This is a genomic window from Enterobacter cloacae complex sp. 2022EL-00981, from assembly GCF_028737495.1.
GTDB classification, from domain to species: Bacteria; Pseudomonadota; Gammaproteobacteria; order Enterobacterales; family Enterobacteriaceae; genus Enterobacter; species Enterobacter cloacae.
Genome location: NZ_JAQZRK010000030.1, coordinates 26181 through 40008, shown reverse-complemented (window position 1 = coordinate 40008; position 13828 = coordinate 26181). Strand labels below are relative to the sequence as shown.

The window sequence follows — 13828 nt, the reverse complement described above, 5'->3', positions numbered from 1 at the left end:
AGGCACCACATGGAAAAGAAACAATGACGGTAGGATCACGCTGGTTTAAATTTGATTTTCATAACCATACCCCGGCCTCAGATGACTACAAAGTCCCAGATCTCCAGCCCCGGGAATGGCTGCTGGCTTACATGCGGCAACAGGTCGACTGTGTTGTCATCAGTGACCATAACAGTGGGGCATGGATTGACGTGTTGAAAGCGGAACTGGCGAACATGTCCCGGGACGCCAGTTCCGGTGAACTGGCAGACTTCCGGCCGCTGACTTTGTTTCCCGGTGTGGAGCTCACGGCCACCGGCAACGTTCATATCCTCGCCGTGTTGCACACCCAGAGCACCAGTGCCGAGGTGGAACGGCTACTGGCACAGTGCAACAACAACTGTCCTATTTCGCGTGAAACCCCCAACCATCATCTTGTGCTTCAGCTGGGACCCGCGGGCATTATCAGTAATATCCGTCGTAACCCGGAAGCTATTTGTATCCTCGCACACATTGATGCGGCGAAAGGCGTTCTGACAAGCCTTACTAATCAGGGGGAACTGACGGCCGCTTTTCAGTCAAATCCTCATGCAGTGGAGATCAGACACCGGGAGGAGGAGATTACGAACGGGACTCACCGGCGTTTAATTGCGGATTTGCCATGGCTTCGGGGATCAGATGCGCACCACCCTGAACAAGCGGGAGTGCGCACCTGCTGGCTGAAGATGTCCGAGCCTGATTTTGACGGTCTCAGGCACGCATTACTCGATCCGGAAAACTGCGTGCTGTTTGATGATAATCCACCGGAGGCACCAGCTTCACATTTGCGCAGCCTGACATTCAGGACCCGTCTTTGCCAGCCGGCAGATCAGTATGGAGCCTCCGTTGAGTTTAGCCCGTTTTACAATGCGGTGATTGGCTCCCGGGGCAGTGGTAAATCCACGCTTATCGAAAGTATTCGTCTGGCCATGCGAAAAACCGAAGGGCTGACTGTGTCTCAACGCAACAAGTTGAACCAGTTTAGTCAGATGGGGATGGGCATGGATGCGGATTCTTTCATCGAATGTGTGTTCCGCAAAGAAGGCACAGATTTTAGGCTCAGCTGGCGACCCGATGGTCGTAATGAATTGCATATTTTCAGCGAAGGTCAGTGGGTGCAGGACAATCACTGGTCACCAGATCGTTTTCCCCTCTCAATATACAGCCAGAAAATGCTCTACGAACTGGCGTCAGACACAGGGGCATTCCTGCGCGTCTGTGACGAGAGTCAGGTAGTCAACAAACGCGCCTGGAAAGAGCGCTGGGATCAACTGGAAAGGGAATACCTGAATGAGCAAATAACGCTGCGTGGTCACCTGGCCAGCCAGACGATCGCAGATAAACTGCAGGGGGAGTTGTCTGATGCTGAACGGGCCGTCAGTCAGTTGCGGTCGAGCGCTTACTATCCGGTTTGCACCCGCCTGGCCACGGCTCGGGCTGAACTGTCTGCAGCAACGCTTCCTCTGGAGCATCATGAACAGCATGTCGCTGGTCTGAGGGCGCAGGAGAAAGAGCCAGTACAAGTCCCGGAGCTCCAGGTGGAGCCGTCTGCGACACTGACAGCATTTATGACGCGTCTTTCTGACGTACAGCAAAAGTATGACCAGCGTCTTGACACACTGTTGTCGGACTATGCCGCGGAACTCAGTACCATTAGGCAGGACCCCCCTCTTCTCGCACTGGAAGAGGCGGTGCGTAACCAGGAGGAAACTGTACAACGTGAGGCCATGGTGCTACGAGAACAGGGACTCAATCCGAATGTCCTCGATGAGCTGATGACGCGCTGTGAGTCGCTGAAGTCGGAACTGAGAAATTACGCCGATCTTGACGGGACGATCGCGGCCTCAGCAGCGAGATCCACAGGATTACTGGCTGAAATGCGTAACCACCGGATGGTATTGACGGAAAAGCGGAAGGCGTTTCTGTCCTCTCTGTCTCTCAGCGCGCTGGATATTAAAATTCTGCCGCTCTGTGCCCCACACGAAGACACCGTATCTGGTTATCAGGCGGTAACCGGGATCGGCAACTTTGCCGATCGTATCTATGATGATGGTGACGGGAGCGGGCTGCTTCATAGCTTCATCAGCTTGCGCCCGTACAGTCCGCTACCGTCGGCAACGGAAAACAAATATCTTGCGCTGGATACGCTTAAAGCTCTGCATCTTGCCATCCATCGCGAGGAGCCGGGAGCAGGGTCAGAGCTCCACGGAGCTTTCAGAAATCGCCTTAAAGGTCTGAATGATGCGCAACTGGATGCCCTGCAATGCTGGTATCCGGATGATGGGATCCACATTCGGTACCAGACGCCCGGAGGAGGGATGGAAGATATTTCCTCTGCCTCACCGGGACAAAAAGGGGCGAGCATGTTGCAGTTCCTGCTGTCATATGGCACCGATCCCCTCCTGCTGGATCAACCAGAAGACGACCTGGACTGCCTGATGCTGAGCATGAGCGTGATCCCTGCCATCATGGCAAACAAGAAACGCCGACAGCTGATTATCGTGTCGCATTCTGCCCCAATAGTGGTCAATGGTGATGCGGAATACGTTATCAGTATGCAACACGACCGCTCTGGCCTGCACCCGGGGCTTTGTGGAGCGCTTCAGGAGACGCCGGTGAAGGAACTGATTTGCCGACAAATGGAGGGAGGGGAAAAAGCATTTCGTTCCCGCTATGAGCGGATACTCAGCTGATAAACGGCACCATCCCTGGGACAGAGAGACATGTCAGAAGAGTGGCACCTGCGTGCCGCTGAGTATCTGAAAACCCGAACATAGACCCCGATCAGGCTGCCCCAAGAGTTTGATCGGGGCCTATGAGGCCGATGAGTTACCCTTTCTTCTGACAGTCTTCTCCTGAGTGTCAGTGGTGGGCATTGAGCCATGCTATCAAACGAGCATCGCTACGGGAAAGCGTCCCGTTTTTCAACTGATTATCAATGGCTGTGTATACTTTCTTTTCCGTGATCCCGTGAAGGGGGTTCAGTTCCCTGAAAACTGACTCACTGGTAAACTGGCACCGGGTAAATGCCTCCTCAGCGGTGCTGACGGTTGGGTGGATCACCACAATATTAAACAACGCGCTGATTGTTGCCCGCAGATAGTGTTCAAGGTTCACCGTCAGCAGGTCAATGTGCGGGCTGGTACCTGCATTGTGCACGATGGTATTTCTCAGCAGATACAGGCGGTGAAGATGTCGGGTGACTTTCTCGGCATGTTGCCCCAGTTTATCCGCCATTTTCTCGGGTGACGCACAGATCCCGGCAAGCTTACGCACCCGATACATGACATAGGGAAAGTGCTGTAAATCTGTCTGAAGTTCACGGACCCGGTCCGCATCTTTAAGAAGGGCATAGAGTTGCCCCAGCGGAAGTGAAGCGATCTCCGGTGTGCGCAAGGGGTGCCCTGGCTCTCGCAGAATGAAGCGCAGAACTTTTCTTAGAGAAAACAGTTGCTTAACAACATAGTCCAGCACCATACAGGGAGCCACAACACCGATGACATGCTGTTCATGTGATGGTGTGCCAGGGGCAACTCCTAGCGTTAATGATTCAAGCGCCGACCAGTAAGCGGTGAAACGACTCTCCTGAACTTGGCTTTCAATGCCGTTACGGAAAAACCGAAATGCGGAGCTGATTTTTTTACGGGACACATCCGGTGTATCCGTGAACAGTCGGTTCATCGCCACCATAAAGCGCGCAAACTCCTCGTCCGTTAACCGGTCCGCGTTTGCCTCGATTTCATTATCGAAGCGCGGCACTTCTGTTTCGTCTTCATCCCTGATTATCATGAACTGTTTCTGGACGGTGATATCTCCCTTACCTACCATGTAGGCAATGACATCCAGGGATTCACGAAGCATCTGACCGGCCATGTTACGGGCAGATGTGTCAGACATTGAGCAAACCGGTATATCGACTGAGAGGGAGAAGCGTTGTCGGGCTTCATCAAGTGGCATGAACACACATCCGTTGAACTGCAGTGTGGGTCCTTGCGTGTTAAGTAGGGTGTGCAGTTTCTCACTGGTAATAAACATCCGAACAGTCACGTCCCGAGTAGGCGTTACCAGTTTCTGCCGGAACGAGTGAAAGGCGGCCCGGAAAGCGTTCGGTTCAGTACTCACATTCCTGAAAATATTGATGTACAGCAGGTAACATTCCGTCAGTGTCATACCCCGGGTGAGGAGTACACTCATCACTCCGTTTGTCAGTGAGTAAATATCCCGTGCATGGTGTTCATCCAGAGGGGGCCATGCAAACAGTTCCTGTTCAAGCATCTCAAGAGCCTCAGTGATATAACTGGCCTCGGTGATATCCGCCAGTTGTACACATAGGCTACAGATAAGACGAGGACGCTTTTCCACCGGGCTGCGAGTGGGGTCAACCAGCAAATCTCTGTCCAGAAGAGTCACCAGTTGAGCGGGGATGTCCTCAAATGCTTCTCTCCTGAGAACTTGATCGGTCTCGAGTAACTCGAGCAGTTCAGTGGCCACCCGGAGTCTTTTTTTATCGGCACTGAAACGATCTTCCATTTCGTAAAGAAATAGCAGTTCGCGGATGGTGCTGAGTGGATTGCTGTATCCGACCCGGTCAGTATCCGGGCTGTTTTTATGGCAGAAGTTGGACCAGCATTCAATAAAATAAAGCTGACGCTCGGTGAGTACATCCCTGCTCAGACGTCGGTCGATACGCATAGGTCTGGAAATCTCTTGTACAGTGAGTTATTATTTATTCATACCATATTTAAACCATCTGCCGCCATGCGGGGGATGTCACCGAAAAAAACGGCTCTCCCTTCCGTCAGTGGCTCAGTCCCGGGAAGGCTCAGGGCCTCATATCCAGAAAGCCACCCTTGCGGGTGGCTTTTTTTTCAGAAGTCCGGATGGTCCAGTGCAGGCAACTACCTGGCGACCCGGATGATGTCCGCCTCCCGCCAGAACAGTGCTTCATTCATGTACCAGAACAGGTGGCGACGGAAGACATTTTGCTGAGGACGTTCCCGACCAGCCTGCTGCACACGCAGTGAAAGCCAGGGCACACCCATCCATCATGATGGGTTGGAGATTGAACATTCAGTCATCTCAGGCAGAGTAAACCCGGTCTCTGACAGAACGCCTGTGGGACGTTTATTGATGAAATTCATTCTCTTCCCCATTTATATTCCCTGCTGACCCTACAGAAAACTGAAAGGAAGTCATGAGACAATCATGAAGGTTTAAGGCTGGCTGTCCGTCAGCATGACTGAATAGTGAATACCTTGTGGCAGATTGATTGAGAATGGTTTATTCAGTGTAAGCGGGATGGTCTTTGGTGCAATCGGTATTGTCCTGATACTGTCTCCTACCAGGCGAGCATTCACGTATCGCTCGTGATCATAGTAATTTATCTCACCACTGATCTCGGCCGTTCTGCTTTTTTCACCCGGAGACAAATCAATATACATCGTCGCTGCGGCAAATTTTCTGTCCAGCTCAGAGGTGAATGCTTTTCCAGGCATCGGTCGAAGTGCATACAGTATAGCGTTATGTGTATTGTCTTGTTTCATAAGGCTGTCCGCAGTTACGGTAATTATGGTTGCCCCTGATACTGGCGACTGCATTTCCGTTCTGAGGTACTGCGCACTGTTTTCTGATGGCACGGCACTGCATCCCATCAGCGAGAGGCATAAAACAGCGAGTCCTGTCATTCTGTTCAATTTAAATGTCCTTTATCCATTATCAATAATTGGTGGTCGCTCTGTCAGTATCGGCATGATTCATAAAATGTTGATACTGTTATGCCTGGACCCGAAAGATACGAAAGGCGAAAACTATCTTGCTCATAAGATAAATAGTGCTAGTTACCACTGCTTTGGCTGGAATGACCCCACGACAGAAGACAATTTATGTCCTCACGAAGAGGCCTGTTCGAAGATCTTCGAACTGAGGGCGCGGAGAAGGCTGCGACGATTCAACATTATCTGTAGCAATTCAGTTTCAGAGCAGATGTGCAAAACATTTTTCAATAGACAGCAAAACCGGAAATGTAACTTTCCATAAAATCAGAACACTGATTAACCCAATCTCCGGAGATTCACATGCCTTTCTCTGATTTTCTGAAAATCATTCAGAAGTTTCAGTGTGCAACTGTGCTGGAAAAAGTACTGATGCTGCTGTTTGTAATTCTGATCATTGTGCAACAGGTGATCGATACGTTCTGCAGTCGATAAGACCCGGCCGGTAAGAAAGCGGGGTTGGATTAGACGGGTTTCTTACACGCCGGTCACAGCCAAGTGTCCTGCCGGAACGACAGGACACAGCCTGAACACAACGGGATTTCTGGCAGAATAACCGTAACACCCACCTCTTTCTGCGGAGCGCCATCTATAGACATTCTTACGGAAAAAAACGACACCTGATGGACAGGTACCGAAGGGTTAAACCAGCCAGGCTGATTAGAGTTATGGGAGTATTAGCTTCGTTTCGTTTGTTTCAAGCAGCTGTACTTGTTCGTCAATCCACTGCCCTGCAACAGCAGCTTCACTGAAATCTACTACCGGGTTATCTATCAGTTTCTGAAGGAGCTGTTCAATACGATCTATCCGGTAATGGAGATCACGCATTTCGGCTAAAAAATCAAATTGCTCCTGGTGAAAGTGAGTGTACTCGAATATCAACCGGTACCGGCCGTTATGATAATTAACCTGTTCCTCTGTGTGTTGCCTTGCCTTACGAACTTCGTCAGCCAGGAATGTGTCAACATCACGTGTTTCTAACTCTCCGCTAAGGCGCTGCAGGGCAGGAAAGTGGTCAGGATAACAAAGGGCGAAAGTAATCATCATTCCCTCTAAAAAATGATCCCCTAACGTTTTATTAATCCAGTCCTTCAGCCACTTGCAATGCCTTTGCAGCGTAGGATCTGCACCTACAGAGACTGGCTCATAGGCCGCTCGAGCGATAATATGGAACAGAAGCGCTACGCAGTACATTTTGCCTTTCGTGCTAACCTGAACGCGATCATCGTATTTGAGATTATATGGGTTGATGTTGGGCATAACATCATGACTGTAAACCAAAAACTCAAGCGACTCATCCATGACCTTCTCAAAACGCTGGCTGCGATTGTTTCTGTCACTGATAGAGCCGGCCTGATACCACCGGTCCGAAAGCTGTCGGTATCGACGGTAATAGTCATCCTCTTTTTGCTGAATAAACTGATTCCGGATCTGGGCGTCAATCCGACGTGCCAGACCGGAGAAATCGGGTAGGACAAATTTCTCTGGTTCATTTTTCGGAGATATAAGTGCTATGAATTCAGAAACCTGCATGTCTTTACTCTGAGGTCCATAACGTTTTCCTGACATGCGAGTGCCGATGAAAAAGCTTTCAATCGTCATAACTTACCTTTCAGTGTCTATTCAGAAATTTTAAGTGTGCACTAACTATTCCATAAAACTGCATATCAAGACAAAATATCAATCAGTATAAAAATACTTTTGTATTACATTTGTATTGCCAATGTGTGCGTAATGGATTACAACTACTCCTGACTGATAAACATAATCTGGAGCCGTTATGATGAACAAGCTACAGGAACGATATGCTCGCATAATTGCGATAATGAACAATAAAGGTGGTCCTGGTAAGACCAGTTCGGCTACCAATCTGGCTGTTCACTATGCCAGATCAGGGAAGCGGACGCTGTTGATTGACTCGGACCAGCAGGCCAATACGACAGAAGTCACCGCAAATGGTAAAAAGTACTATTCCATGTATGGTCCAACTATTTGCGATCTCTACAGCAATTCTCGATTTGATATCCGCGATGTCATCATCCCCGCGATGGCCGGTGATGCTCCTATCCCTAACCTGGATCTGATTCCGTCTGACCCGACGTTCGAAAAAATTATTGAACAGACCCTTACCCGCAGTCACCGCGAAAAAATCCTGGGCCGTCATCTCGAGAAAGTTCGCACTGAATATGATTACATCATTATTGACTGTGCACCTGGGCTCAATATCGCAACCGGCAATGCAATTTTTATCGCCGATCATGTTCTGGTACCTGTCGATGGCGGGAGTTTTTCTCTGAGTGGTCTTGAAATCATGCTGGACTATATGGATGAGATCTCTGAGGAAGATTATGCACGCTTCAGTGTATTCCGGAACAATTACAATGGTGCAAATAAGAAAATAAACACTTATATCGAAACCGCCCTGGGCTCGCACGAGAGAATTTCTCCGAGACTATTGAAAAGCCGGATTCGTACTGATCAGGCCATAGTACAGTCTCAGGTGGCTTGTCTTCCTCTGTACTACTACCAGAAAAGTGCAATGGCTTTAGTGGATTACGGCAAACTTGCCCGTGAGCTAGAAGAAATTATCAGCAGTGAGGCAGCATAATGTCTAAAGAACTTGTTCGACCTATAATGGAAAAACCTGAACGGGCCAGAAAAGAAAGTAGCCTGACTAACATTGCGGCTAAAAAGAAAAATACGACAGGCGAAACACCAAAAACTATACGCATGACACCTGCGGAAAAGATGCTGGCGCAGGAACTGGTTGAGCAGATCCAGGCACTTACGCACAAGAACATTACGGTTTCCACATTACTTCGTGCAGGGCTGTACCTTGCTCAGTCAGCAGGACCAGAAAAAGTTCTGAAGGCGATTAAAGAGAACATTTAGCAATACAAATGAAATACATTTGTATTTCATCTTCAGACATCTTTCCTGCTCAGTCTGGCCTGCGGGATCAGCAGGCCATCTTGTCCAGTTGCTTAATTATCTCAAGTTCTTCTTTAAGCAAAACAGGGTACTGATGGGTACAGGATTTTAACATTAAGAACTGGCGATTCTGTCTTCATTTTTCGTGTATTTTTGAAGGGAGCCCTTTAAAAGCGTCTTCCCAGTAGAGTTCCCTTTCCTCATCATTAACAACTTTACTCATCCATGATTCCGAACGGTTCCAGCGAGCAGCAACTTCCTTCATGGTCCAGTTTTTTTCTTTTAATAATTTTTTAATCGTCTGAGTTGATAATCGGGCATTACTCCAGTTTTCAAGAGACTTTCTGGAAACATGAAAATCAAATTCAGGATATGTCTCTTCAAGTTTTTCTTTAGAAATAAAAGACCAGTTAGGTTCCTGGTACTGGTTGAAGTGAACCAGACTATATCGGTCATCCTGGGTTATGCTGATTTGAGATTCGTAATGTTCTACCCATACAGAATTCTCACGAACATACTCAAACAGAATTGATATCACTTCTTTACTTTTACGTTCCTGTGATTTAAATAAATCAAAAATCCCTTGCTGATTCTGTATTTTAATTGCACCGTCATTAATGAGTGCATTCACAGCTGATGCCCGTACACTCTCAACAGCATTGGTAATTGAAGTGTTATAATAATTTAACAACTGAGCACAGAAAAAAATTATCTTCCCGTTAACGATCTGAACTTTTAAATAGCAAAATCCCTCATCATCCCAGAAGGCTCTGAACTGCAGAGGAAGATATGTTTTTTTAAACCCTTCAATCAATCTGACACTGAGCTTCATCTTAGACTCCAACTGATTTTATAATGATAAATTGAACTATAGTTCAATATTTGTCAAATCAACGTGCAAACTGATGTCGAAAGAAGGCTGATACCTGTGGGAGATATTTTGATGCGGTAACAACCAGGACGGTCAGGATTTCTCACTCAATAGAATGAGTAACAACGCCAGCCAGAACCGGTAAAGACTGTAAGTGCATATCATCGGCACCGAATACAAATGAATTACAAAAGTAGTTCATTTGTATTCGGCGTAATTTCACTTAAAAGCTAATTAAATGTTCAATTCTTCAGCCGGTATTACACGGAAACCTACCAAAATTAGTTGGTTATATCATTTAGTTCATCCTTTACCGATCGTTCTAATACATCCAGCGCCAGGTGATGTATTATCAACTCAGTTGTCAGCTTAACGGGCAACTACCTCACGTTACGTCTGGATAACAGGCGCAACACACACGTAAATCTGAGAGGAATTCCACATGGAAACTCAAAGAATTCGATATATAAACTTTACAGAAGGAATCATCCATGAACCAATTTACAGAGGACCTACATAATGTAGTAGCTCAAATCTTAGCCGGCGCAGAAATCTCTGATAGTGAAATTTTCAAAGAATTAACTATTGAACCTGATTTTTACAAGGTGCAGGACCAGTATTACGGTGGAAATGGTATCTATTTCAACTCTGAATCAGAAACCCGCTTTTCACTGCGTAGCAAATCCAAAGGTGTATTGTATCTGGCCACCACGGCATTTACAGGGCTGAAAGAGTTTTATCAGGATGCTCCGCTTGTTGAAACTGAGGATCTTGAGAAAAACTGTATGGCGGTAATTCAGGCAGCACGCACAATCAAGATTATTGATTTAGCTGCCCTGGCGCCCCATCTGAAAACTCCGTTAGGTTATTTGATGGGCTCTAAAGCTGTCTATGAGGATACTCAGTGGCTGGCAGAAGTGCTTTCTCATTATGCTGATGGTATTGAATATTTGTCTCAACACACCGGCAAAACCTGTATCGCGTTGTGGTCTGACACCGTTGATGGAAACGGAATGCTGAAGAACATCTCAGTCACTCCGTTAATCCAGTTCAGTCTCAACGGACAAAGTACGCAGGCGATCTTAAAATCAAAGCTGGGTATTCTTACTCTCTGAGATTAAAAATGGGCCAAAAGGCCCATTTTTTTACATGGTATGGTTGGTACCAAAGTTTTCTGCCAGGATTCTGAAGTGGGTCATCTCTTCAGGCGTAGCGCCACGGCGCAGCGCGTCAACAATAGAGACATGTGTTTCAGTTCCCGGAATATCAACTTTACGGGTAAAGAAGTGACATTTCCGCACAGCACTGACCTTGTGTTTAATCAGGGATAATAATTCCGGGATGCCGGCCAGCATACCGCCTTCTGAATTATTCTCACGTGTGCAAAACTGAAATACCGGGTAAAGGTTTTCAGAACCCCATTTAATCTGAATAACTTCACCACGGTTTCCTCTTTTATGCAGGGTTGGCGGCGTGGTTGCCAGTATTTTTATAACGGCCGTTGATTTATGCACTCCGCCTGAATTCTCCAGCGACTTAAGAAATACTTCTCTCGCTTCAGCAAGATCTTCCTGGGCCTGTTTTTCAGGTGTCATGGTATTAATTAATGTCTGCAGCTGAGCCTGATTCTTTAATTCAGCCCAGAATGTTTCATCCTGCAGCGTGAGCAGTTCCAGTAACTTCTCGTGGGGCAGTTCATGCAGTGCTTCAACGAACTTGCTTCCCACATTCTGAATGCGGGTCTGCAGCAGCTGGATTTCAGTTTGCTCACGGTTTTTGAGGTGAGCACGGGCTTTATTAGGTGCATAACTGATGTTTGTCATAGTCGCCTCGTCTCGGGTGTTTAAGATTTCCATGACTTAAGAATACACAAAATCTTAAAGAAGTGCAATTTTTGTACTTCCTGCATTCCCTGCAAAATCTGCATTCCGATTTCCGCTATTTGAGGAAAGGTCGCCCAACTGAGGGCAGTTTGTCACAGAACACAACATACAGCCCTTCCCTCCCCTTCAGACCCCATCATCCAGGCAAAAAGGATCCTTTTTCGATCCTTTTGCGATCCCATACTCTCCTCACGCTAAAATATTTGTTTCTGATTTATGGTATATATCCAGAAAGCGGAAATTCAGTGCACACCGCTCTGCGGGTTTTTTCCGTGGCAGTCGCGGTCGCGAGCAACGAAAATGACAGCAGAATTTCATCAGATTGCGCTACGTGAAAAATGGCAGGGTTGCAGGGGTGTGACCCGACAGAATTTACGTAGCGTGAGCGGACCAACGGGGACACCATGACTCTGCCCTCTTTTATTAACGCCTCCCCTGCCCTGCCGGCGACAGGCCAGTCGGCTGGCCTGGACTACGGCCGCGCGCTTTCGCTACGCGAAATGGCCCGGCACTACACCGAGCTGCCAAAATATCTGCTGGCTCCGGAAGTGGCCGGACTGCTGCACTTTGTTCAGGACTGGGGTCAGCACGCTTTTTTCAATACGTTATGGAATACCGGGGCACGCCTGAACGAAGGCCTTGCCCTGAGACGGCGTGACTTTCACCTTAACGAGAGCATTCCGCATGTCGTTCTGCGCACCGCCAAACAGCGGCGGGCCGGCGGCGGCCGTCCGCGTAAGGGAAAAAGCGCCAACCGGGTGGTGCCGTTATCGGACCCGGCTTATGTCGATGAGATGCGCCGGCTGTTCGCCAGCACGAAGGAGCAGTTTGAAGATGATCCGATTACAGGCGAACGTCGCGCGCAGCCGGTGTGGAATGTGTCCGACCGGACGGTGCGTAACTGGCTGGTCCGGGCTACTGATGCCGCGGATCGTGACGGCGTCAGACTGAGCATCGACGTCAGCCCCCATACCTTCCGGCACAGTTTTGCAATGCACCTTTTATATGGCCACGTTCACCCGAAGGTACTTCAGGGTCTGCTGGGTCATGAGAAGTTTGAGAGTACCGAGGTTTATACGAAGATATTTGCGCTCGACGTGGCTGCCAGTCAGCAGCTGCGGTTCACCCTCGATGCACGTGACGCGCTGCAGCTGCTGCGCGGGAATAACTAAAGCAAGGAAAGGCATATGTTTGATGATGATGACGCAGGCCACGAACCCCGGCCCCATGAACTCAGTCCTGACGTTCAGGCCCTGATTAACAATGGTCTGGAATTTCTGGACAAAGCACGTGAAGAGCTGGAGGCATCTAAGGCAAAGTTCTCGGTTGTCAGTTTCTGGACGGCGGTTGAGATCCTGCTGAAAGTACCCCTCGTACACGAACACTGGAGCCTGGTCTGTAGCAAAAAAACGACGCCAAAAAAGCAGGCCTATCGGAATGGCGACTTTCAGTCGATAACCTATGAAGAGACCCGCAGTTTACTTCGTGATGTTCTGGAAAAACCGTTGCCGCCTGATACGCATAATGCCTTCGAGAAGGTAAGAAAGCACCGTAACCGCGTGGTGCATTTCTATCATTCTGCCTTTACCTACGCCGATCAGGAGCAGATTCAAAAAGAGCAGGCCGATGCCTGGTTTGCGCTAAATCGTTTTATGCGTGATCAGTGGTTATCAATTTTTGATGAACCTCTGACCTTAAAGCGTGCTTTAGACGAAGATGGAATGCTCAGGAACTCGCTGTTTTATGCTGATGCAAAATTTCGTTATCTCAAGCCAGAACTTGATGGACTCAAAAAACAGGGATGTTCAGTCTCTGCCTGCCGCTTCTGCAGCAAAGAAGCGGCGGTTGATATGCGTTTAAATGAGGAAAGCGGGAATACCCTGCACGAATCTGACTGTCTGGTCTGCGGTACCAGGTCAGATCAGTATCTCGAAGTGACCTGTCCTCACTGCGGGATAAAGCAGAATTTATACGCTACGGGTGAAACAGAATTCACCTGCTTACAATGTAACCACTCTTCATCACGCTACGATTTGCTTGATGAATGGGAGGGTAAACCAGAAGATTTCAGTTATTCAGGTCTTCCTGCAAGTTGTTCCGATTGTGACAGCTATGGGACGGTATGTGAGTACGGTGGTGGATACCTGTGCACCACCTGCCTCGTATTTCATGACTCACTGGAAACCTGCGGATACTGTGGCGGGCATTCAACCGCAGTCCCTGAAATGAGCGGACTTGTAGGATGTAACCTCTGTGATGGTAATAGATGGTTGCTGGAGGAATGAGCATTAAATGAATTACATTTGAAATTCATTTGAATTACAAATGTATGCCTTATGTAATTATTATCTGAT

13 protein-coding genes are annotated in these 13828 nt (G+C 48.1%); 7 read left to right on the top strand and 6 right to left on the bottom strand.

Annotated features, from left to right (window positions below):
* The first annotated feature begins 23 nt into the window (after window positions 1-23).
* On the top strand, window positions 24-2711 hold the full coding sequence (ppl, locus tag PUZ33_RS20460) for an anti-phage protein Ppl (protein WP_000215804.1): 2688 nt from the start codon (window positions 24-26) through the stop codon (window positions 2709-2711).
* A 169-nt stretch (window positions 2712-2880) separates the two neighbouring features.
* Here the strand turns inward: ppl and PUZ33_RS20455 are convergent, their stop codons facing one another.
* The 3 genes from PUZ33_RS20455 to PUZ33_RS20445 form a co-directional block, all read right to left on the bottom strand.
* Window positions 2881-4710 (bottom strand): hypothetical protein, encoded by a 1830-nt coding sequence (locus PUZ33_RS20455; RefSeq protein ID WP_001217270.1) that lies wholly within the window; start codon window positions 4708-4710, stop codon window positions 2881-2883.
* A 206-nt stretch (window positions 4711-4916) separates the two neighbouring features.
* A complete protein-coding gene (locus tag PUZ33_RS20450) occupies window positions 4917-5054 on the bottom strand; it encodes a hypothetical protein (RefSeq protein ID WP_007372357.1) in 138 nt (45 codons plus the stop codon).
* A 177-nt stretch (window positions 5055-5231) separates the two neighbouring features.
* Entirely contained in the window at window positions 5232-5711 is a 480-nt protein-coding gene (locus tag PUZ33_RS20445) for a hypothetical protein (protein WP_126498302.1), read from the bottom strand.
* Window positions 5712-6092: 381 nt separating this feature from the next.
* Here PUZ33_RS20445 and PUZ33_RS20440 point away from each other — a divergent pair, with 381 nt between their 5' ends.
* Complete coding sequence (locus tag PUZ33_RS20440) at window positions 6093-6224, top strand: hypothetical protein (protein WP_001116618.1); 132 nt, start codon at window positions 6093-6095, stop codon at window positions 6222-6224.
* 231 nt (window positions 6225-6455) lie between these two features.
* Here the strand turns inward: PUZ33_RS20440 and PUZ33_RS20435 are convergent, their stop codons facing one another.
* Window positions 6456-7391 (bottom strand): hypothetical protein, encoded by a 936-nt coding sequence (locus PUZ33_RS20435; RefSeq protein ID WP_274205361.1) that lies wholly within the window; start codon window positions 7389-7391, stop codon window positions 6456-6458.
* Window positions 7392-7569: 178 nt separating this feature from the next.
* Between PUZ33_RS20435 and PUZ33_RS20430 the strand changes: the two genes are divergently transcribed.
* Both PUZ33_RS20430 and PUZ33_RS20425 read left to right on the top strand, forming a co-directional pair.
* A complete protein-coding gene (locus PUZ33_RS20430) occupies window positions 7570-8397 on the top strand; it encodes a ParA family protein (RefSeq protein WP_000981293.1) in 828 nt (275 codons plus the stop codon).
* Complete coding sequence (locus PUZ33_RS20425) at window positions 8397-8681, top strand: hypothetical protein (RefSeq protein WP_000032260.1); 285 nt, start codon at window positions 8397-8399, stop codon at window positions 8679-8681. Before PUZ33_RS20430 ends, PUZ33_RS20425 begins: the two co-directional genes overlap by 1 nt.
* A gap of 175 nt (window positions 8682-8856) precedes the next feature.
* Here PUZ33_RS20425 and PUZ33_RS20420 read toward each other — a convergent pair whose 3' ends face one another.
* On the bottom strand, window positions 8857-9552 hold the full coding sequence (locus tag PUZ33_RS20420; RefSeq protein ID WP_000778342.1) for a hypothetical protein: 696 nt from the start codon (window positions 9550-9552) through the stop codon (window positions 8857-8859).
* 530 nt (window positions 9553-10082) lie between these two features.
* On the opposite strand from PUZ33_RS20420, the gene PUZ33_RS20415 reads away from it, so the two are divergent.
* Window positions 10083-10706, top strand: coding sequence for an RES family NAD+ phosphorylase (locus PUZ33_RS20415; protein ID WP_001071437.1), 624 nt, complete (start codon window positions 10083-10085; stop codon window positions 10704-10706).
* 30 nt (window positions 10707-10736) lie between these two features.
* Here the strand turns inward: PUZ33_RS20415 and PUZ33_RS20410 are convergent, their stop codons facing one another.
* On the bottom strand, window positions 10737-11414 hold the full coding sequence (locus PUZ33_RS20410) for a hypothetical protein (RefSeq protein ID WP_000182008.1): 678 nt from the start codon (window positions 11412-11414) through the stop codon (window positions 10737-10739).
* 464 nt (window positions 11415-11878) lie between these two features.
* Between PUZ33_RS20410 and PUZ33_RS20405 the strand changes: the two genes are divergently transcribed.
* Together PUZ33_RS20405 and PUZ33_RS20400 are read left to right on the top strand one after the other, a co-directional pair.
* Entirely contained in the window at window positions 11879-12646 is a 768-nt protein-coding gene (locus tag PUZ33_RS20405; protein WP_274205360.1) for a tyrosine-type recombinase/integrase, read from the top strand.
* A gap of 15 nt (window positions 12647-12661) precedes the next feature.
* Entirely contained in the window at window positions 12662-13759 is a 1098-nt protein-coding gene (locus tag PUZ33_RS20400) for a hsdR (RefSeq protein ID WP_274205359.1), read from the top strand.
* Window positions 13760-13828: the final 69 nt, after the last annotated feature.

Coding starts and splice junctions, on each gene's coding strand:
- ppl (WP_000215804.1), top strand. CDS start 24: ATGACGGTAGGATCACGCTGGTTTAAATTTGATTTTCATAACCATACC.
- PUZ33_RS20455 (WP_001217270.1), bottom strand. CDS start 4,710: ATGCGTATCGACCGACGTCTGAGCAGGGATGTACTCACCGAGCGTCAG.
- PUZ33_RS20440 (WP_001116618.1), top strand. CDS start 6,093: ATGCCTTTCTCTGATTTTCTGAAAATCATTCAGAAGTTTCAGTGTGCA.
- PUZ33_RS20435 (WP_274205361.1), bottom strand. CDS start 7,391: ATGACGATTGAAAGCTTTTTCATCGGCACTCGCATGTCAGGAAAACGT.
- PUZ33_RS20430 (WP_000981293.1), top strand. CDS start 7,570: ATGATGAACAAGCTACAGGAACGATATGCTCGCATAATTGCGATAATG.
- PUZ33_RS20425 (WP_000032260.1), top strand. CDS start 8,397: ATGTCTAAAGAACTTGTTCGACCTATAATGGAAAAACCTGAACGGGCC.
- PUZ33_RS20420 (WP_000778342.1), bottom strand. CDS start 9,552: ATGAAGCTCAGTGTCAGATTGATTGAAGGGTTTAAAAAAACATATCTT.
- PUZ33_RS20415 (WP_001071437.1), top strand. CDS start 10,083: ATGAACCAATTTACAGAGGACCTACATAATGTAGTAGCTCAAATCTTA.
- PUZ33_RS20410 (WP_000182008.1), bottom strand. CDS start 11,414: ATGACAAACATCAGTTATGCACCTAATAAAGCCCGTGCTCACCTCAAA.
- PUZ33_RS20405 (WP_274205360.1), top strand. CDS start 11,879: ATGACTCTGCCCTCTTTTATTAACGCCTCCCCTGCCCTGCCGGCGACA.
- PUZ33_RS20400 (WP_274205359.1), top strand. CDS start 12,662: ATGTTTGATGATGATGACGCAGGCCACGAACCCCGGCCCCATGAACTC.